Source organism: Knoellia sp. AC549 (assembly GCF_979258975.1).
Genome location: NZ_OZ409890.1, coordinates 1,490,874 through 1,510,717 on the forward strand (window position 1 = coordinate 1,490,874; position 19,844 = coordinate 1,510,717).

A 19,844-nucleotide genomic window follows, 5' to 3' on the forward strand; every position below is an offset into this window, starting at 1 on the left:
AGCTCCGCTCTCGTCACGACTGGCGCTGGCGCAATGCCTCGTAGACGACGATCGCGGCGGCGGCCGAGGCGTTCAGCGAGTTCACCTGTCCGTGCATCGGAATGCGAACCCGCAGGTCAGCCGCTCGCAGGGCTTCGTCGGTCAGCCCGAACTTCTCGGTGCCGACCGCGATCGCGACCCCACCGGTGAGGTCGGCGTCGGTGTGCAGCAGCTCCGTGTCGGGTGTCGTCGCGACGATGCGTATGCCGCGCTGCCGCAGCCAGGCGAGCGTCTCACCGAGCGTGGCGCTGGCCACCGGGACCGAGAAGACCGTCCCCTTGGAGCCGCGGATGACATTGGGGTTGCCCCAGTCCGTCACGGGGTCGACGGCGATGACGGCATCGACGCCGGCTGCATCGGCGGTGCGGAGCATGGCCCCGAGGTTGCCGGGTTTCTCCAGCCCCTCGCACACGAGCAGCAGTGGGGCAGAGGGCAGCTGAGCTCGCCCAGCTCAGCGCGAACGGCGGGCACCAGGGCGATGAACCCGTCCGGCCCTTCGCGATAGGCCACCTTCTCGAAGGCCGGCCGTGACACCCTCACGACCTCGACCCCCGAGGCCCGGAGGTCGTCGACGACCCGCAGCTGCTCGTCGGCGTCGAGCATGAGCTCGGGTGAGTAGAAGAGCGTGCGCGGTCGGACCCCGGCGTCCAGCGCCAGCCCGAGCTCCTCGAACCCCTCGACGACCGTCACCGCAGCCTCGTCGCGAGCCCGACGGCGACGCAGCGCCACGAGCTGCTTGAGGCGCGGGTTGGCAGGCGAGGTGATCTCGAGATCGGGACGGGACGGCATACGAGCCATTGTGGGCGACAGCGGGTCAGAGCTTGGCGAACCGCGCCTTGACGCAGGAGTAGACGCCGTAGGCGGCGATGCCCAGGGCGACCACGGTGAGGAGGTAGGGGCCGAACGGCTGGTCACGCAGCTCCTTGAGTGCGGCGTCCAGCCCACCCGCGTCCGCCGCCCTCGACGACAGCGCCGCCGACCCGAAGAGGATGCCGACCACGGCGAGGGCGAGGCTCTTGGCGAGGTAGCCGGCTCGGCCGGCGTTCACGGCCCACGGCGCCGGGTGGGTCCGCAGCTCCTCGAGGAAGCCCTTGGTCCAGCCCTTCCACGCGTGGTAGCCCGCCGCCGCGAGGATGGCCAGAGCGACGAGCCCCACCAGGACCCGTCCTCCCGGGCTCGACATCAGACCGGCCGTCGCCTCATCGGTCTTCTGCTCGTCCGAGGAGGTGGCGCCCTTGGTGAGGGCGTAGGCGGAGTAGGCGAAGAAGAGGTACATCGCGGCCTTGCCCGCTGCCTTGGCGCGGTCGCTCGCCTCGCTCCCGTGTCGGCCGACGACCGCCTCGCTCGCCTGCCAGATCGCCAGAAGGACGAAGCCGGCCACGGTCAGCCAGAGGAGCAGCGGGCCGGTGGATCCGCCTGCGAACGTCGCGAGGGCACCGGACTTGTCAGCGCTGCCGGAGCCGCCACCGAAGTTCCACGCGACCTTGAGGGCGATCCACGCGATGACGAGGTGGATGACCCCGCTCATCACGAATCCCAGTCGTGCGCCCTTCTCGATGATGTCGTGGTCGCCGACCTTGCGCGCAGTGTCACTCACAGGAGTGATTGGAGCACAGGAACGAGCCCGTCGTCGTCGACATCGAGGGTTGTCTCGTCCGCGGCCGCCTTGACCTCGTCGGGAGCGTTGCCCATCGCCACTCCCCGGGCGGCCCAGTGGAGCATCTCGAGATCGTTGCGCTGGTCCCCCACCGCGACCGTGTATGCCGGCTCGACACCGAGCTGACGCCGCACGAGTTCGAGTGCGGAACCCTTGCTCACGCCCTCGGGGTTGATGTCGAGCCAGGCGGTGAACCCGACCGCGTAGTTGACGCCGTGCAGGCCGATCCGCTCGGCGAGGTCCATGAAGTCCTGGGCCGTCCCGGCGGGGTCGCGGAAGGTGACGCGGGTGACGGGCTCGGCCACGAGCTCTGCCCAGGGCACGACGACCTGGTCCCCGCCGAGCTCGCCCTCGGGGAACGGCGCGCTGACCTTGAAGCCGACGCCGAGGTCCTCGACGGCGACGACGGAGTCGGGCCACGCCTCACGCAACAGGTTGAGGGCGGGCGCCGGGTCGAAGGTGACGGCCTCGGTCACCTCGTAGCCGCGCTCCAGAGCAGGATCGAGACGCAGGGTCACCGCGCCGTTGGAGCACACGGCATACCCGGTCTCGATCCCCAGCTCGGCCAGGATCGGCATCGTCGCGACGATGGAGCGGCCGGTCGCGATGGTCACGTGGTGCCCGGCGTCGACGACGGCACGCACGGCGGCATGGACCACCGGGGACATCTCGCCGGCGTGGTTGATCGTCGTGCCGTCGACGTCGAGCGCGACGAGGTGGGGGGTGGCCGTCATGGCGCCAACCTATCCACCGCGACCGTCAGCCGCGCTCCTGCCCCAGCTTCCAGTAGCCCGAGAAGAGCACCTGCCGCCGGTCGACGCCGACACTCTTGACGAGGTGACGACGGCCCTCGGTGACCATGCCGGACTCACCGCACAGCCAGGCGTAGTCGAGCTTGCCGAGCTGGGCTTCGCGCAGCGCCGGGAGGACGACCGAGCCGGGGATGCCGTCGGTGCGCACGTGCACCGTGACCTCGGCTCCGCCGAGGGGGTATGCCGCGAGGACGGCTTCGTCGGCCACCTCCACGTGGAAGGTGGCCCGGTCCAGGACGCTCGGGTGGGCGTCGACGATGGCGGCCAACGCGGGGAGGGCGGTCTCGTCGGCGACGAACAGCACCGGGCCGTCGCACTCGTGGCCACGGAAGAGGGCGCCGCCGGAGCGGAAGCCCACCCGGTCGCCGACCTGGGCAGCACAGGCCCAAGCGGACCCGGGTCCGGAGTCGCCATGGGTGACGATGTCGACGTCGATGGTCCTGTTGACGGCGTGGTGCGCGCGGATGGTGTACCAGCGCAGGTCGGGCCGCTGCGCCTCGGGCATGTCGGCGATGGCGGCGCGGACGTTCTCGCGCGAGGCGTCGGGGAGGGTGAGGGCGGCGCCGGGGCGGGGCATGAGGAGCCCGAAGTACTCATCGCAGCCGACGAGCCGGAAGTTCGCGAACTCCTCTGCGGAGAACGTGATTCGCCGCATGCCGCCGCCGAGGTCGCTGACCGCCGCGACGGTCATCTCGAACTGGGCGTCGCCCTCACGATAGATCGGGGACGCCATCGTGAGGCGGGCGTAGGCGGTGGCGGCCTTCATGGCGACCCGGTCGAGAACGGTCATGACTTCTCTCGCTTCCTGCGGTGGGGGATGACGACGGGGTCACCGGTGGTCGGGTCGGCGACGACGGATGCCGCGATGCCGAAGACCGACTCGATGACCTCTGGGGTGACGATCTGGGTCGGTGGGCCCTCGGCGACGATCGCGCCGTCACACATGGCGACGAGGTGGTCGGCGTAGCGGGCCGCCATGGCGAGGTCGTGCAGGACCATGACGACGGTCGTGCCCTCGGTGGCGTTGAGGTCGCGGACGAGCTCGAGGACGTCGATCTGGTGGGCGATGTCGAGGAAGGAGGTCGGCTCGTCGAGGAGGAGCACGGGGGTGCGCTGCGCCAGCGCCATGGCGATCCAGGCACGTTGCCGCTGACCTCCGGAGAGGCTGTCGACAGGGATGCCGGCGAGGTGGACCAGCTCGGTCACCTCGAGGGCGCGCGCGACGATCGACTCGTCCTCGCGCGACCACTGCTTGAAGAGCCCGTGGTGCGGGTGGCGGCCACGCTCGACGAGCTCTGCGACGGTGATGCCCTCGGGGACGATCGGCTGCTGCGGGAGGAGGCCGAGCCGCTTGGCGACCTCCTTGGTGCCGAGCTCGCCGATGACGTGGCCATCGAGGAGGACGCGCCCAGCCCTTGGCGACAGCAGGCGCGAGAGCCCGCGCAGCAGGGTCGACTTGCCGCAGCCGTTGGGCCCGACGATCGCCGTCAGCCGGCCGGAGGGGACGACGAGGTCGAGGCCCTCGACGACGACCCGCTTGTCATAGGCGAGGGTGAGCGACTCGGCGGTCAGGGTCGAGGTCACGGGGAGGGAGTCGGTCACGGCGTCTCGCTCATGGTTTCTCCTGGATGGTGCGGCGGCCGGCGACGAGCAGCCAGACGAGGACGGGGGCGCCGGCGAGGCCGGTGACGACACCGACGGGGTAGGCCGTGGTGGGGTCGGCGTAGGCGCTGACGTAGTCGGCGGCGAGCACCATCGCCGCACCGACGAGGGCCGCGGCGGGCACCGAGGTCCGGCCCTTGGCGAGGCGCCGCGCGATCGGTCCGCTGAGGAACCCGACGAACGCGATCGGCCCGCAGACCGCAGTTGCCGAGGCCGTGAGCAGGACGACGAGGGCGGTGATGAGGATCCGGAGGCGGTGGGCGCGGACGCCGAGGCCGGCAGCGAGGTCGTCGCCGAGGCCGAGGACGCCGAGCTGCCGCGTGACCAGGGTGAGGAGCGGCAGGCCGATGGCCACGACCACGCCCAGGCGCACGATCTCGCTCCACGACACCGAGCCCAGGCTGCCGGTGAGCCACACGAGCGCGTCCTGCGCGCGGTAGATGTCGGCGCGCAGCAGCACCCAGTGCACGACCGAGCTGAGCACCGCGGCAAGGCCGACCCCGACGAGGATCATCCGGCCAGTGGCCGCCCCACCACGTCCGGCGAAGCCGTGGATGGTGACCGCGACGGCGACCGCACCGGCGAACGCGACGAGGGCGACCGGCATACCGGTCCATCCGAGCAGGACCACCGCGAAGACCGCTGCTGCGCTCGCACCGAGGTTGATGCCGAGGACGTCCGGGCTCGCCAGCGGGTTGCGCAGCATCGACTGGAACGCCGCGCCCGCGGAGGCGAAGGCCGCGCCGGCGAGGACCGACATGCAGGCGCGGGGCAGCGTCGACTCCATGAAGATGAACGACGCACCGGGGATGGTGGTCCCGGAGATCATCCGTATGCCGTCCACGAACGACACGCGGTAGTCGCCGAGGAGCGCTCGGGCCAGGAAGAGGGCGACGACGAGGGCGCCGAGCGCCACGAGGAGCAGCACCTGCCGGCGCCGAACGTTGCGACGGACCGCCCGCAACGTCGCGACGGTCGACGGGGCCTCCGTCAGCGAGAGGGTGCTCATGCGGTGCTCATGCCACGTTCATCCGGCGCACGAGGGCGACGAGGAAGGGTGCGCCGACGACGGCGCAGACGATGCCGGCCTGGACCTCGGAGGGGGCTGCGACGACGCGGCCGAGGGTGTCGGCGACGACGACGAGCACCGGCCCTGCGAAGAGGGCTCCTAGGAGGATGCGTCGGTGGTCGGGTCCGACGAGGGCCCGGACGACGTGCGGGACGACGAGGCCGACGAAGGCGATCGGCCCGGCGAGCGCCGTGGCGGATGCAGCCAGCAGGATCGCGCCGGCGGCCGCGAGGAGCCGGTGCAGCAGGACCCGCTGGCCGAGGCCGCGGGCGAGGTCGTCGCCAAGGGCCACGGTGTTGAGCAGGGAGCCCGACGCCAGCGAGAGGACGAAGCCGATGACGAGGAAGGGTGCGACGTCGAGGACGATCCCGGCGTCGCGGCCGGCGACCGACCCGACCTGCCAGAACCGGAAGACGTCGAGAGCGCCCTGGTCCGAGACGAGGATGGCGCCGACGATGCTCGTCGAGGTGGCCATGACCGCGGCCCCGGCCAGCGCCATCGTCACCGGCTGGGCCCGCACCGGCGCGAGGAGCGCGAGCAGCTGGACGACGACCGCGGTGACCACGGCGCCGGCGAGGGCGAACCAGACGTAGCCGCCGACGCCCGAGAGCGCAAAGACCTTGATGCCGATGACGACGGCGAGCGCGGCGCCGGAGTTGATGCCGAGGATGCCCGGCTCGGCGAGCGGGTTGCGGGTCAGGCCCTGGAGGACGACTCCACAGAGGGCGACCGCGGCCCCGACGACGAGTCCGATGAGCGTGCGGTCGATGCGGGAGTCGACGATGCCCCGGACCTGCGCCGTGACCGGGTTCCCCAGCACCCCGGCTGCGATGTCGGACGGAGCGACCGACTGGGTCCCGACGAGCAGGGAGAGCGTCGTGGCGACTGCCACGGCGAGCGCCCCGCCGACGACGATCCCGGCGACGGGCACACGACCGCCCCGGCCCACCCTCCCTGCAAGGTGAGCCGGGGCAGCCGGCCTGAGGTGCGGCATACCGGGCGCTTCGATGGCCCGGACCGTCACTGGGCCGGAGTTCCGTCCACCGCGGAGGCGATCTTGGGCAGGAACTTCTCGAGGGCGACCGGCATTGAGAGCGGCGACGGCGAGGACATCGACAGCGCGGTGGCGTTGTCGGCGGACGCGACGTAGTGGTTCGACTTCAGCGCCGGGATCTGGCCGAGGAGGGGGTGCTTCTTGAGGGTGTCGACCTCTTCGGGCTTCTCGACGTAGAAGATGAGGGCGTCGGCGGCGAGGCTCGAGGACTTCTCGGCCGAGAGGTTGGCACTGAACTGCTTGTTGCCCTTGCTCAGCGCGCTGACGGTCGGCGCGTCGGTCATGCCGAAGCGACGCAGGATCTGCGGGCGGAGGTCGTGGCTCGTGTAGAGGCTGACGACGGAGAGGTCGGTCGGGGTGAACCAAGCCCACGCGGCGGACTTGCCCTTGATCTGGGGGTACTTCGCGACGGCGTCGTCGATCTGCTTGTTGGTCTCGGCAGTCACCTCGGTCGCTCGCGCGCTGCGTCCGAGGGCCTGGCCGACGAGCTTGACGCTGTCCTCCCAGGACGTGCCCCACGCCTCGCCGGGGAAGGCCACCGTCGGGGCGATCTTGGAGAAGCTTGTCGTAGTCCTCCCGGGTGATGCCCGAGTTGACGCCGAGGATGAGGTCGGGCTTGGTGGCCGCGATCTTGTCGAACGGGACGCCGGCCGTGTCGTCGTAGCGGGGAATCTCGGCCGTGGGGTCGAGCTTGGCGACACCCGCGTCGAACCAGTCGGTCGAGCCGCCCGCGTTGCCGCCCCAGGTGATCTTGGTGGCGCCGACGGGCAGGACACCCAGCGAGACCACGATGTCCTGGTCGTTCCAGCCGACGGTGGCGACGCGCTTCGGCTCGGCCGAGACCGTGGTCTCACCGAAGGCATGCTTGACCGTCGTGGGGAACGCGTCCTTGTCGACCGCGCTCGCGCTCGCGGTCGCCGGGTCGGCCGAGGCCACGGAGGTGGGACCGGTGGAGCAGGCGGTGAGAGCGAGCGCCGCGGCGCCGGTGGCGAAGGCGGTGACGAGGGATCGGCGTGTGTACATCAGGCCTTCTGGTGGGCTCGGGGCTCCGCAGGGGAGCACGGCAACAAAGTAAGGACACCCTAATTTAGGGCAACCTCACCTTGTCAAATCCCGGTCGTGGCCCCCGACGTCGTGCCCGCCGTCCCGGACGGGCACGACGTCGGTTCTGGTGCTCAGGTCGGTGTCGACCAGGCCTGCTTGATGCTGAGGCGGCCCTGGGTCTGCAGCAGCGAGCGCTGGTAGAGACGAGCCGCGACCTGCACGATCAGACCCGCCGTCACCACGAGGATGGCGAGGGCGAGCAGTGCCTGCCACCACGGCGCGCTGCCCTCGAGCACCCGCATCGGCATGATGATCGACGAGAAGGGCGGCACGAACGACAGCACCGACTTGGCCGTCCCGTCGACGAGCAGGGCGGCAAAGAACATCGCCATCGTGAGCATCGTCAGCGGCGTTGACGTCGACTGGACGTCCTCGGTGCGACTGGCCAGGGCTCCGGCGACGGCCCAGAGGCAGGCGAGGAGGCCGAACCCGATGACGAAGAACACGACGAACCAGCCGACCGCCCCGGAGATCGCCGGGAGGAAGCGGTCGTACTCGGTGAAGGTCAGCCCGACGAGGCCGACCCCGACGAAGAGCGCCATCTGGGCGAACGCCAGGGTGAGGTTGCCCATGACCTTGCCGGCGAGCAGCTCACGCACCGAGATCTTGGTCGTGATGATCTCGACGATGCGGCTGGCCTTCTCCTCGACGACGCTGTTGGCCAGGGCCAGCCCGAAGGTGAACGAGGCCAGGTAGAACATCATCGCCAGGGCGAAGCCGACGACCTTGGCCACGCCCGCCCGGTCGGCGTCGCCCTCGAGAATGCCTGTCGTGACGGCTGATCCACGCGTGAGGTCATCGACCGTGGTGCCGGCGCCGGCGGCGTTGGCCGAGAGGGTGGCGTCGCGGATGGCGTCGGTCGCCGGCGCCGTCACGTCGCCCGGGACCTCGTCGAGACCGGTGAGCTGCCAGCCCTCGTCCCCGTCCTCGTGCAGCCACACGTCCGCGTCACCGCTGCGCACCTTCTGGGTGGCGGCGGCGTCATCGGGGGCTCGCGAGAGGGTGATCCGCACCTTGTCGTCCTCCGCCTCGGCGACGGTCTTGACCCGCTCAGCCATCCCCTGCGCCGCACTGGAGCTGGTGACGACGGCATACTCGCTCGCCCGGTTGGCCATGAAGGCCTGCACGCCGAGGACGCCGGCCAGGATGGCGATGAGGCCGAGGGTCCCGACGACGAACGTGCGGTCGGTGAGCTTGCTGACGATCTCGCGGCGAGCCACGATCATCCAGGCGTTGGACCTCATGCGGTCACCTCTCGGTAGATCTCAGACAGGGCAGGGACCTGGCGGGCGAAGTCGACGACGTCACCGCGGTCGACGGCGGCGCGCAGGAGGGACGTGCGGGCGTCGGCGTCGACGAACTCGAGGAGCGCCGTGGTCCCGTCGACGTCATGGACGTGTATGCCGCGGTGGTCGCGGACCCATCCCGCGTCGCCGTCGAGCGTGAGCCGGTAGCGCTCGGGTCCTCCGCTGCGCAGCTCGGAGACCGTCCCGGCTGCGACGACGCGCCCCTTGGCCAGGACGACGAGGCGGTCGCAGAGGCGCTCGACGAGGTCGAGCTGGTGGGAGCTGAAGAGGACCGGGATGCCGCGGGCGGTGTGCTCGCGCAGCAGGTCCACCATCGAGTCGACGGCCTGGGGATCCAGTCCCGAGAACGGCTCGTCGAGGATGAGCGCGTCGGGGGTGGTCATGAGCGCGGCGATGATCTGCACGCGCTGCTGGTTGCCGAGCGAGAAGCTTCTCGACCTTCTCGCCGGAGCGGTCCTCGAGGCCGAAGCGCGCCAGGTTGTCCATGACCGCGGCCTTCGCGGAGCCGGGCGTCATGCCCGAGAGCTCACCGAGGTAGACGAGCTGGTCGAGGACCTTCTGCTTGGGATAGAGGCCGCGCTCCTCGGGCATGTAGCCGACGTTGCGACGGTCGGCGGCGGTCATCGGCCGCCCGTCCCAGCGGACCTCCCCGGCGTGGGTGGCGAGCAGGCCCATGATCATCCGCATGGTCGTGGTCTTGCCCGCACCGTTGCCCCCGACGAAGCCGGTCATGAGGCCGCCCGGCACGGTGAAGCTCACGTCGTCGACCGCCTTGAGGTCCCCGAACGAGCGCGACAGTCCGTCGACCTCGATGGCCGCTCCGTGTTGTCTCTGTGTCATGTCTCCACGCTAGGTCGGAGCGATCCGTGGGGGATCAGCCGAGCGGGTGACTGCCACTCTCCGTCGGACGGATGAGACCCACCTCGTAGGCGAAGACGACGGCCTGGACCCGGTCCCGCAGGTGCAGCTTGGCCAGGCAGTTGGAGACGTGGGTCTTGACGGTGGCCTCGCCGAGGAAGAGGTCGGCCGCGATCTCGGCGTTGGACCGTCCGCGGCCCATGAGCGTGAGGACCTCGAGCTTCCCGGTCGGTGAGCCGGGAGAGCTGGTCGGCCGAGCCCAGCGAGGTCGACGCCGGGACCGCAGCGGCTCCCCCTGCGGTCCCCACCATGGCGGCGATGACCCGGGTGGTCACCTCGGGGGCCAGGAGCGCGTGCCCTCCCGCGACGGACCGGATGGCGTCGACAAGCTGCTCGGGGTCGGAGTTCTTGAGGAGGAAGCCGCTGGCGCCCGCGCGCAGGGCGTCGAAGAGGTAGTCGTCGCGGTCGAACGTCGTGAGGATGACGACGCGACCGAGGTCCGCGGCGACGATCGCGCGGGTCGCCTCGATGCCGTCCATGACCGGCATCTGCACATCCATGAGGATGACGTCGGGTGCGTGCTCGCGGGCTGCGGCGAGGGCGAGCTCGCCGTTCTGGACGTCGCCCACCACCTCGATGTCGTCTTCGACGGACAACATCATCGTGAAGCCGGACCGCACCAGGTGCTGGTCGTCGACGATGAGCACGCGGATCGGCGCTCCGGTTCCCGGCTCAGACATCCGCGACGTCCCTCTCCCCCAGCGGTATGCGCACCCGCACACGGTAGCCACCCATGGGACGGGCACCGATCTCGACCGTGCCCTTGTGGGACGCGGCACGCTCCCGCATGCCGAGCTGCCCGAGTCCGGAGCCTGAGGTCCCGACCCGGGCGCGCCCGTTGTCGAGGACCTCGACCTCTGCGTAGCCGCCGGTGGCTGGGCCCTCCACCACGCGCAGGACGACGTCCGCGCTCGTCGCGGTGGAGTGCCGGGTGACGTTGGCGAGCGCCTCCTGGGTGATCCGGTACAGCGTGAGGGCGATGGGCGGCGCGACACGCGCGTGCGCACCCTCGCGTGTCTCGACGAGCCGGTATGCCGTCCGCAAGCCGTGCGCGTTGCGCTCGGCCACCAGCGCGGGCAGGTCCGTGAGGGTCGGTTCGGGACGGCGGGAGGTCGAGGGCGCGCCGTCGTCCGTGGCTCGCTCGGTCGGGGCGTGGGCACCGGCCGGTTCCCGGTCGAGCTCCGCGCTCTCCTGGATGTCGCGCAGCGTCCCGAGCAACCCGCGCATCTGCGAGACGGCATCACGCGAGCTCTCCTCGATCTGCCCCAGGGCTTTGGCCGTCTCGTCCGGGTGCTTGTCGAGGACCCGCCGTGCGGCGCCCGCCTGGATCCCGATGACGGAGACGTGGTGTCCGACGACGTCGTGCAGCTCCCGGGCGATGCGCAGGCGCTCGTCGACGACGGCGCGTCGCTTGAGCGCCTCGGCCTGGGCAGCGATCGTCGTCGCCTGCTCCTCGAGGCGGGCCCGCTGACGCGCCCCACGCCAGGCGATCTGCCCGACGAGGATCGCCCCGACGAAGTAGAGGACGTTGACCGCCAGCGTCGTGACCACCGCTCCGACGGTGGGGCTGAACCACCCGTCGGCGCCGTCGGCCCGTGCGTCCTCGGTGATCTCCGCGACCCCTCCACCGATGGCCAGCTGCCAGCCCACCCAGAGCAGCATGAAGACGGTGATGCCGGCGACGACGAGGAGGGCCGAGCGACGGTGCCGGGCGTAGGCGACCGCGGCATAGATCGCGACGAAGTAGACGATCTGGAGGGCGATCTGCCCCATGATCATCGGCATGGTGACGCCGACGATGAACATGTGGGCGGCCGCGAGGAAGCCGACGAGGATCGGGTGCCGACGGCGCCAGACCATGAGCATGGCGCCGGTGACGATCGCGGACCACTGCACCCAGTGCGGCTGACCACCCGCCCGGATCTCGGTGACGCTGCGCCCCAGCTCCAGGAAGAGGATCCCGACGACCGAGAGCACGACCCCCACGACCCAGTCGCGCCGCCCGATGGGTGTGGCCGGGCGCTCCCAGTCGTCGTCGATCGCGAAGAAGTCGCCGACGGTGGTCGACAGCGATCGGCGGGCGGACGGCATACCCCTCAGCCTAGGGACGGAGGGGCAATGGGCGGATCCGTCGCGAGACGGAAGGGTTCGCCTGCGCTTTGCCCGTGGGACACCGTCAGAGCGTCGTGAGCTTCATGCCGATAGAGGTCGGCGCCGTCTCCCGGAACCCGAAGCGTCGGTAGAGCGGGCGACCGGGCTCATCGGCCATGAGGGTTACGTACGGCTCGTCCTCCGCCGCTGCCTTGATGGAGTCCAGCAGCCACTCCATCACCCGCGCTCCGAGGCCGAGCCGCTGGTGGTCGGGGTGGGTGGCCATGTCTGCGATGTGGAAGTACCAGCCGCCATCACCGATCACTCGGCCCATGGCGACCGCCTGACCGGTCGACGCCTCCACGATGTGGCAGGCCACCCAGGAGCCCGTGATCGCTGCAGTCGCCTGCGACAACGTCTTGGGCGAGAGTCCCGCCGCTCGACGCAGCTCGCAGTACGCCTCAGGGGCGGGTGCAGTCGGAATCAGGCGATAGCCCGGTCGATCCTCCATCGTCACGCAGGAATGAGGACGTCGAGACCGATCAGGGGACGCAGGGCAGCGGGCACGGTGACGGAGCCGTCGGACTGCTGGTGGTTCTCGAGGATGGCGACGAGCCACCGGGTCGTGGCAAGGGTGCCGTTGAGCGTCGCGGCCACGTTGGTCCCGCCCCCCTCGACGCGGTACCTCGTCTTGAGGCGACGGGCCTGGAACGTCGTGCAGTTCGACGTCGACGTCAGCTCACGGTGGCGGCCCTGGGTCGGGACCCAGGCCTCGCAGTCGAACTTGCGCGCAGCCGGGCCACCGAGATCGCCCGCGGCGGTGTCGATGACGCGGTAGGGCAGCTCCATGAGGCCGAGCATCTCCTTCTCGAAGGTCAGGAGGCGCTGGTGCTCGTCGTTCGCGTCCTCGGGACGGCAGTAGACGAACATCTCGATCTTGTTGAACTGGTGGACGCGGATGATGCCGCGGGTGTCCTTGCCATAGCTGCCGGCCTCGCGGCGGTAGCAGGTGGACTGCCCGGCGAACCGGATCGGGCCCTTGCCGAGGTCGATGATCTCGTCGGCGTGGTAGCCGGCGAGCGCGACCTCGCTCGTGCCGGTGAGGTAGAGGTCGTCGGCTTCGAGGCGATAGACCTCGTCGGCGTGGTGGTCGATGAAGCCGGCGCCGGCCATGACCTCGGTCTTGACGAGGGTCGGCGTGATCATCGGGACGAACCCGGCCTCGATGGCGCGCTGCATCGCCAGCTGGAGCATGGCCATCTCGAGCCGCGCCCCGACACCCTTGAGGAAGTAGAACCTGGAGCCGGACACCTTGGCGCCGCGCTCCATGTCGAGCGCGTCCAGGCCCTCGGCGAGGGTGAGGTGGTCCTTGGGCTCGAAGCCCTCGACCGCGAAGTCCCTGGGGGTGCCGACCTCCTCGAGCACGACGTAGTCGTCCTCGCCACCGACCGGGACGCCGTCCTCGATGACGTTGCCGATGCTGCGCTGGAGGGTCGCGAGCTCTGCGGCGGCCTCGTCGGCAGCGGTCTGGTTCTCCTTGACCTGGGTGGAGATCTCCTTGGTGCGGGCGAGGAGCGCCTGCTTCTCGTCGCCCTGGGCCTGGGCGACCTGCTTGCCCATCGCCTTCTGCTCGGCGCGCAGCTGCTCGAAGGCGGTGAGGCTCGAGCGGCGCCTCTCCTCCGCGGCCAGGACGGCGTCGACGACGCCCTCGTCTTCACCCCGCGCCCGCTGCGAGGCACGCACTCGGTCGGGGTTCTCGCGAAGCAGCTTCAGATCGATCACGCGGGTCAGCCTATCGACGACGCCCTGTGGAAAAGTCCGCGGCCGATCTCGACGATCCGACAACACTCGCGTCCATGACGACATCAGCACAGAGCTCAGCCCATGGGATTGCCCGGACCGCGCCGACCGCAGCCCCTCCTGCACGCTCCCGACCGGACCTACCGTCGTGGTTCAGCGGCGCCACGACCTCCCTGTATGCCGCGTGCGGCGGCCTGGCATGTGTCCTCACCGGGCTCGCACTCCTTGCCCTGAGCACGGCGGTGCCGGTTGCCCTCCTGAGCGTCGGAGCCGAGCTCCTGTCGCTCTTCGAGCTGGCGACCGTCCTCTCCGTCGGTGCGTGGTGTCACACCATCGCCCACTCACGACGTATCGACCCGACCACCCCTGCGCTCAAGCCGGTGTGGTTCCTCGTCGCCTGGTTCATCCCGATCGTCAACATCTTCGTCCCGCACCGAATGTTCGGTGACCTGTGGGCCAGCGCCAGGTGGCAGCAGTCCGACCGACGAGGCAGCAATACGCCCTTGGCTGCTCGCCCGTGGATCTTCACCCTGTGGGCCTGCACCTGGGGACTGCTGTTCGCGTTGACCTTCCTCACCCTTTTCCGTGACGGCGGCACGACGTTCTTCGCGGTCTTCCTGCTGCTGTCGGCGGCGTCGATGGGGCTGCTCGGCGGGGTCGTTCGCGTCATAGCCCGCGAACTTCATGGCCCCTCCGACGTCGATGCTCCGGGCGGCAGCGGCTTGGGACGCCAACCGCGCAGACCCTGACCGCGCAGACCCTCAGCTGCGGGCGTCGGCGCGGCGTCTGGCCTGCTCGCCTCGCTCCTGCCAGGCCATCGCCATCGGTGCCGTGAACCCGTGGAGATACACGGAGACGACCACCGTGAACGCGACGACCGACCACAGCCACCGGATCTCCTCGAACTCGGCGTGCGTCGCGGCATACGCCAGGTAGAAGAGCGAGCCGATGCCGCGGACTCCGTAGAACGCCGCCACGGCCCGCTCGCGCTTGTCGAAGCCCTGCAGGCCTCGCGACCGGCGATGCCCCAGGAAGGACGCCAGGCCGGCGAGCGGTCGGATGACGAGCAGCAGGGCGAGCGACAGCACCACACCACGCCAGTCGAGGTTCGCGAGCAGGCCGTTGGTCAGGGCCATGCCGAGCAGCAGCAGCACGATGAGTGTCAGGAGCCGCTCGAGCCGCTCGATGACCTCGTGCATGTCGTGGTGGTAGGAGTGCGAGCGCTCGAAGCTGCGGATCGCCATGGCGCAGGTGAAGACCGCGAGGAACCCGTAGCCGCCGACGACCTCGGCCACCCCATAGGCCGCGAGCAGCGCCGCGATCGCGACGAGCGGCTCACCGGTGGCCGCGAACCGCACGTCCTCGGACTTGGCCGTGAACGCCAACCGGGTGACGGCCCAGCCGAGGGCCACCCCGACCGCGACGCCGAGGACGACCTTGCCGATCCCCTCCCAGGCCACCCAGCCGGCGCCCCACTCCGAGAACGCACCGACGGTGGCGAGGAGGATCGCGGCATGGACGAACGGGAAGGCCAGCCCGTCGTTGAGCCCGGCCTCGCTCGTGAGCGCGAACCGCACCTCGTCCTCCTCGTCGACCTCCTCGTCGCCCTCGCCGTCCGGGCTGCCCGCCGCGTTGGGACCGCCGACCTGCACGTCGGAGGCGAGCACCGGGTCGGTGGGCGCGAGTGCCGCGCCGAGCAGGAGCGCAGCAGGCGCGGCCACACCGAAGGGCCCCCACGCGAGGAGCGCCACCCCCGCGATCGTCAGCGGCATGGCCACACCGAGCAGCCGCCACGTCGGCGACCAGGTGCGCCACGAGTTGAGGTCGCGGAAGCTCAGCGGTCGGTCGAGCGCGAGCCCGACACCCATGAGCGAGACGAGCACGGTGAACTCGGTGATGTGGGTGACGGCCTCCCCGTGGGTCACGGGGTCGAGGTCGAGGTCGCGGAAGCCGGGCAGCAGACCCACGACGAGCCCGAGGGTGACGAGGACGATCGGTGCGTTGACCTTCCAACGATCGAGCACCGGCGGCAGGATCACCGCCAGGAACAGCGCGAACCCGAGGGCGACATAGATCCAGGCAGCGCTCACGCCCGGACGTCCCAGAGGTGATGAGCGAGGTCGTGCAGGCCGTAGCGTCCCAGGGTGAGCACGGTGAACTCTGAACCGTTGGACCGCAGACCCCGCCGCTCCCACTCGGAACCGGAGAGGCCGGCATACGCGTCACTGAGACGAGCCGCGGCGACCGGGATCTCGTCGGCGACCACGCTCGGCAGCTGCTCGGCATACCGGCTCTCGACTGCCGTCACGTCCTGGTCCCAGTTCGCGAACCGGGCACCGTCCTCGTCGAGCATGATCTGCACCCGCGCGGCGAAGAGGTCGCACACGTCACGGACGTGGCAGGCGTACTCCAGCGGGGACCACGTGGTGGGTCCCGGCCGCGTCGCCGCGTCCGGTCGGGCGAGGATCTCGACCCAGGGGGACGTGTATGCCGTGACGAGACCCGCGATGTCGGCGGCACCCACCGCTGCAGCGTCGAACCCGCAGTCAGGGCACGCCCTCTCGAGGGTCCAGGTCCAGTCCTTCTCGTCCGGGACGATCTCACTCATGTGCGACAGACTAGGCGGATGCGGGACAGCGCCAACAGCGCTGTGACCTTGGGGTACGGTCCCTGACGTGACCGACTCCTGGCCGGCGATCGCCGCCATCCTCGCCCTCCTGCTGCTCATCGGGGTCGGGGCGGTCCTCGCGATGAGGGCGAGTCGGTCGAGCGGACGGCATGCCTCACCGAAACGACCGACGCGTTCGTCCTTCCGCCCGGCGCAGCACGAGGACGCCCCCTCCCGCCCAAGAAGCGGGTGGCCGTCATCCTCAACCCGACGAAGTTCGTCGATGTCGCAGCGACCCGGGCCCTCGTGACCAGCACCGTCCTCGCGCACGACGACTGGGATGAGCCGATCATCCGCGAGACGACCCTCGAGGATCCCGGCTTCGGCCAGGCGCGGGACTCGCTGGCGGACGGGGTCGACCTGGTCTGTGCCATCGGCGGCGACGGCACGGTGCGATCGGTCGCCCACGTGCTGACCGGCACCTCCACCCCGATGGGGCTCATCCCCGCCGGCACGGGCAACCTCCTCAGCCGCAACCTCGACGTGCCGCTCGACCTGGTCGAGGGCCTCCACGTCGCGCTCACGGGTCGCAACCGGCACATCGACATCGGCTGGGTCACCCTTGACCCGACGCCCGAGCAGCGCTCGAGCACCGAGCTCGACCCGGACCACGACGGACCCACCGAGCCCGACGTGGGCGCAGACGACACCCACGGCTCCGACCCGGCGGCCAACCAGCACGCCTTCCTCGTCATGGCCGGCTTGGGCCTCGACGCGAGCATCATGCACGCGACCTCCGAGGAGGCCAAGGCCCGGATCGGCTGGGGTGCCTACGTCGCCACCGGCGCCAGGAACCTGCTCGGCGCGCGGTTCGCCACCCGCCTGCGGATCGACGGCGGCGACCCGATCTCGCACACGGCGCGCACGATCGTCGTCGGCAACTGTGGACGGCTCACCGGCGGCATCACCCTCATGCCGGATGCCGAGATCGACGACGGCATCCTCGACGTCGTCGCGATCACGCCCAAGGGCATCGTCGGCTGGGCCGGCGTCGCCGTGCACGTCCTCGCCAAGCGCGGGCAGAACCACCCCAAGCTCGACCGCTACCGCTGCCAGTCGATCCTCGTCTCGCTGGACGAGCCGCAGATGGTCGAGATCGACGGCGACGTCATCGGCCGGGCCAAGCGGGTCCGCTTCGAGGTGCGCCCCAAGGCCCTCATCGTCCGCACGGGCGCACCGGACCTCATCGAGTCCTGAGCCGGGGGGTGCGCAGGCCGAGCATGTACGGCATACCCTTGCCTGCCGCCGCGAACGTCCGCCCCAGCCGGCCCGGCCACGACGGCGCCGCCAGTGCGGGCTGCCTGGCCTCCAGGGTGTGGACGTCGAGATAGAACGCTCGGACCTGGCCGAGACCCTCGAGGTCCGGGGAGATCTCGTGCACCCTGTCGGCCAGCCCCGGGCCCGCCAGTCGATAGAGCTCCTCGGACATCAGGACGTACTCGGGGATGTCCACCGGGTTCTTGAGCAGGCGGTGCACAAGGATGACGTCGATCCCGACGAGCTTGCGGCGCTGCCGGATCGTCTGGGTGGCGACGTCGCCGACGTGTGCGACGAACTTGAGCTTGAGGTTGGTCGCCTCCTTGCACCCGGAACACGGACAGAGGTTCTTCGCGACGTACTCGCGCTCGCGGTGGAAGGCACTGTGCATCCACGCCGCGACGTCGAGGATCTCTGCGACCGTGGCCTCGTCGGCGCTCGTGGTCCCGCCCGGGCCGGCCGGACGGGAGAGGAAGGCGGCGTCGCCCTCGATCTCGATGAGGTCGTAGCCGGGGGCGGCATCGATCATCCTGTCGAGCATGCGTGCGGTGTTGACCTCGGCGTGGGCGAGGCTCATCCGGTGGGTGCTCATGTATTCGGTGTATCCGCTGATGTCGGCGATCAGCAGCACTGCTCGCTGGGGCTCCATGCCTCACCGTCCCACCAAACAGTGGCGGCGTCTCACGGTTTCGGCGGATCCTCGTTCGGATTCGGGTGCGGTATGCCGTCCGCGGCCCCGGGCGTGTAGCGCTCCAGCAGGCCGTCCACGGCCACCGTCGCCTCCTGGGCGCTCGGCGCATACCCCAGGACCACGGCGATGAACCGCTCCGAGCTCAGTGTCAGGAGGTTGACCTCGCTCCGGGCCACGACGGTCGCCGTGCGCCGGGTGCTGCGCAGCAGGGCGATCTCGCCGAACCCCTCACCGGGCCCGAGCGTGGCCACGACCTGTCCGTCGCCCACGACGTCGACCTCCCCCGACGCGATGAGGAAGTAGCGGTCGCCCACGTCACCCTGTCGGAAGACCACGTCCCCGGAAGTCGTCGTGACCGGCTCGAGCCCCCGGGCGAGCTGCTCGACGGCCGGGAGGGGCAGGGTCCGGAGCATCGGCACGTTCTGGAGCCGCTGCACGTCGCTGTCGAGATGCCCCACGGACCGGTCCAGCAGTCGCAGCCGCCGCCACGACAAGGCGGCGAGGAGCGGGCACAGCGACCCGACCGTGAGAAGGGCCGTCCGGACGCCGAAGCCCTCGCCGAGGAGAGAGGCCGCGAGGGCGCCCAGACCCATCGAGACCGCGACGATGCTCTCGAGCACGCCGAAGACGCGGGCCAGGACCTCGTCCGGTGCGAGCCTGCCGATGAGCGTGAATCCCGCGACGTCGATGAGCGCGTTGCCGACCCCGACGAAGGCCAGCAGGACGAGGGCCACCGACTCCAGGGGCACGACGCCGACGACGGCCAGTGGCGCTCCCCAGAGGGCGACACCGAGGGCGAACCAGCCACCGAGGCGACCGGTCCCGACGAGGAGCGAGGCCGCGAGCGAGCCGAGCACCGCGCCCACCCCGACGGAGGTCATGAGGGCACCGACGCCCGGTTCGCCGGTGCCCAGGAGCTCGATGGCGACGACGACCGAGAGCACGGTGAGCGCGCCGCGGGTGAACGACTGGGCCGCGGCGAGCCCCAGGATGAGGGTCAGGTCGCGGCTCTGCCGGACCGCTCGCAGACCATCGACGCCCTCCCGGACCAGGTTGGGCCGCGTGGTCGCCGACGGGCGCGGCGGGGCTTCGTAGTCGAGACGCAGCACCAGCGCAGCGGCCACGAAGGACGCAGCCGCAGCCACGGCGAACACGACGTCGACACCTGTGAAGCGGAGGAGCACCGCCGCCAGAAGCGGACCCGTGAGGGTGGCAGCGGAGTCGAGCATCCCGCGCACGACGTTGGCGCTGGCCAGCTCATGGCCCGTGTGGCACAGCGAGGGCAGGAGGGCGGAGTGTGCGGGACGATAGAGGGTCGCGACGATCGTCGACAGCACGGCGAGCGCATAGATGAGCAGGGGCGAGCCGTCGAGGGCGGCGACCACGGCGGCCCCACCGGTGGCAGCTCCACGAATGACTGAGACGACGACGAGGACGCGCTCTCGGCGGCCTCGGTCGGCGAGGGGCGACAGCAGGGGGGCGACGATCGCGGCGGGCACCATCCGCAGCAGGCCGACCAACCCGACGGCGACGGCACCACCATGGCGGTAGGACACGATCCCGAGCGCCACGGTGAACGCCCACTCGGCGGTCCAGGCCCCGAGGAAGCTCAGCTGGGCTCGGCGCAGATCGGGGTTGCGGGCGTTGCTCGTGAAGGCAGCAGCGGCCATCCCGAGCCTGTTCGGGGTCACCGTGGCGCCCATGAGCGGACTCTA

The 19,844-nt window shown here is 70.6% G+C and carries 17 protein-coding genes and 3 pseudogenes; 2 read left to right on the forward strand and 18 right to left on the reverse strand.

The genetic code is table 11. From position 1 onward, the window contains the following. Positions 1-13: 13 nt before the first annotated feature. The 14 genes and pseudogenes from ACZZ98_RS07160 to serS all read right to left on the reverse strand — a co-directional run bounded on the left by ACZZ98_RS07160 (position 14) and on the right by serS (position 13,495). Positions 14-828 (reverse strand): annotated as a pseudogene (locus tag ACZZ98_RS07160) (TrmH family RNA methyltransferase). A 25-nt stretch (positions 829-853) separates the two neighbouring features. Then, positions 854-1,636 (reverse strand): DUF1206 domain-containing protein, encoded by a 783-nt coding sequence (locus ACZZ98_RS07165; RefSeq protein WP_463515587.1) that lies wholly within the window; start codon positions 1,634-1,636, stop codon positions 854-856. Continuing rightward, positions 1,633-2,430: an HAD family hydrolase gene (locus tag ACZZ98_RS07170; protein WP_463515588.1), complete on the reverse strand. Its 798-nt coding sequence runs from the start codon at positions 2,428-2,430 to the stop codon at positions 1,633-1,635. Before ACZZ98_RS07170 ends, ACZZ98_RS07165 begins: the two co-directional genes overlap by 4 nt. A 25-nt stretch (positions 2,431-2,455) precedes the next feature. Beyond that, positions 2,456-3,298: a siderophore-interacting protein gene (locus ACZZ98_RS07175; protein WP_463515589.1), complete on the reverse strand. Its 843-nt coding sequence runs from the start codon at positions 3,296-3,298 to the stop codon at positions 2,456-2,458. Next, on the reverse strand, positions 3,295-4,110 hold the full coding sequence (locus tag ACZZ98_RS07180) for an ABC transporter ATP-binding protein (protein WP_463515590.1): 816 nt from the start codon (positions 4,108-4,110) through the stop codon (positions 3,295-3,297). The genes ACZZ98_RS07175 and ACZZ98_RS07180 overlap by 4 nt, the downstream gene beginning before the upstream one ends. Positions 4,111-4,120: 10 nt before the next feature. Then, the gene (locus ACZZ98_RS07185) at positions 4,121-5,179 is read right to left on the reverse strand and encodes a FecCD family ABC transporter permease (RefSeq protein WP_463515591.1); all 1,059 of its coding nucleotides are present in this window, start codon (positions 5,177-5,179) and stop codon (positions 4,121-4,123) included. 7 nt (positions 5,180-5,186) lie between these two features. After that, positions 5,187-6,170: a FecCD family ABC transporter permease gene (locus ACZZ98_RS07190; protein WP_463515592.1), complete on the reverse strand. Its 984-nt coding sequence runs from the start codon at positions 6,168-6,170 to the stop codon at positions 5,187-5,189. An 89-nt stretch (positions 6,171-6,259) separates the two neighbouring features. Further along, positions 6,260-6,832 (reverse strand): ABC transporter substrate-binding protein, encoded by a 573-nt coding sequence (locus tag ACZZ98_RS07195; protein WP_463515593.1) that lies wholly within the window; start codon positions 6,830-6,832, stop codon positions 6,260-6,262. A 636-nt stretch (positions 6,833-7,468) separates the two neighbouring features. Then, positions 7,469-8,641, reverse strand: a complete 1,173-nt coding sequence (locus ACZZ98_RS07200) for an ABC transporter permease (RefSeq protein WP_463515594.1) — start codon at positions 8,639-8,641, stop codon at positions 7,469-7,471. Continuing rightward, positions 8,638-9,544 (reverse strand): annotated as a pseudogene (locus ACZZ98_RS07205) (ABC transporter ATP-binding protein). Before ACZZ98_RS07205 ends, ACZZ98_RS07200 begins: the two are co-directional and overlap by 4 nt. Before the next feature lie 34 nt (positions 9,545-9,578). Beyond that, a pseudogene (locus ACZZ98_RS07210) lies at positions 9,579-10,302 on the reverse strand (response regulator). Further along, positions 10,295-11,713 carry a sensor histidine kinase gene (locus ACZZ98_RS07215; protein ID WP_463515595.1) on the reverse strand — a complete coding sequence of 473 codons (1,419 nt, stop codon included), beginning with the start codon at positions 11,711-11,713 and terminating at the stop codon, positions 10,295-10,297. Before ACZZ98_RS07215 ends, ACZZ98_RS07210 begins: the two are co-directional and overlap by 8 nt. A gap of 85 nt (positions 11,714-11,798) precedes the next feature. Next, complete coding sequence (locus tag ACZZ98_RS07220; RefSeq protein WP_463517739.1) at positions 11,799-12,224, reverse strand: GNAT family N-acetyltransferase; 426 nt, start codon at positions 12,222-12,224, stop codon at positions 11,799-11,801. A gap of 2 nt (positions 12,225-12,226) precedes the next feature. After that, complete coding sequence (serS, locus tag ACZZ98_RS07225; protein WP_463515596.1) at positions 12,227-13,495, reverse strand: serine--tRNA ligase; 1,269 nt, start codon at positions 13,493-13,495, stop codon at positions 12,227-12,229. A 74-nt stretch (positions 13,496-13,569) separates the two neighbouring features. On the opposite strand from serS, the gene ACZZ98_RS07230 reads away from it, so the two are divergent. After that, positions 13,570-14,262: a DUF4328 domain-containing protein gene (locus ACZZ98_RS07230; protein WP_463515597.1), complete on the forward strand. Its 693-nt coding sequence runs from the start codon at positions 13,570-13,572 to the stop codon at positions 14,260-14,262. A gap of 12 nt (positions 14,263-14,274) precedes the next feature. Here ACZZ98_RS07230 and ACZZ98_RS07235 read toward each other — a convergent pair whose 3' ends face one another. Next, the gene (locus tag ACZZ98_RS07235; RefSeq protein WP_463515598.1) at positions 14,275-15,603 is read right to left on the reverse strand and encodes a cation:proton antiporter domain-containing protein; all 1,329 of its coding nucleotides are present in this window, start codon (positions 15,601-15,603) and stop codon (positions 14,275-14,277) included. After that, the gene (locus ACZZ98_RS07240) at positions 15,600-16,121 is read right to left on the reverse strand and encodes a DinB family protein (RefSeq protein WP_463515599.1); all 522 of its coding nucleotides are present in this window, start codon (positions 16,119-16,121) and stop codon (positions 15,600-15,602) included. The genes ACZZ98_RS07235 and ACZZ98_RS07240 overlap by 4 nt, the downstream gene beginning before the upstream one ends. A gap of 249 nt (positions 16,122-16,370) precedes the next feature. Between ACZZ98_RS07240 and ACZZ98_RS07245 the strand changes: the two genes are divergently transcribed. Beyond that, positions 16,371-17,378 carry a diacylglycerol/lipid kinase family protein gene (locus ACZZ98_RS07245; RefSeq protein ID WP_463515600.1) on the forward strand — a complete coding sequence of 336 codons (1,008 nt, stop codon included), beginning with the start codon at positions 16,371-16,373 and terminating at the stop codon, positions 17,376-17,378. Here ACZZ98_RS07245 and ACZZ98_RS07250 read toward each other — a convergent pair. After that, the gene (locus ACZZ98_RS07250; protein ID WP_463515601.1) at positions 17,365-18,087 is read right to left on the reverse strand and encodes a DUF2652 domain-containing protein; all 723 of its coding nucleotides are present in this window, start codon (positions 18,085-18,087) and stop codon (positions 17,365-17,367) included. The genes ACZZ98_RS07245 and ACZZ98_RS07250 overlap by 14 nt on opposite strands. 32 nt (positions 18,088-18,119) lie before the next feature. Continuing rightward, positions 18,120-19,832, reverse strand: a complete 1,713-nt coding sequence (locus ACZZ98_RS07255; RefSeq protein ID WP_463515602.1) for an MFS transporter — start codon at positions 19,830-19,832, stop codon at positions 18,120-18,122. Between the last annotated feature and the right edge of the window lie 12 nt (positions 19,833-19,844).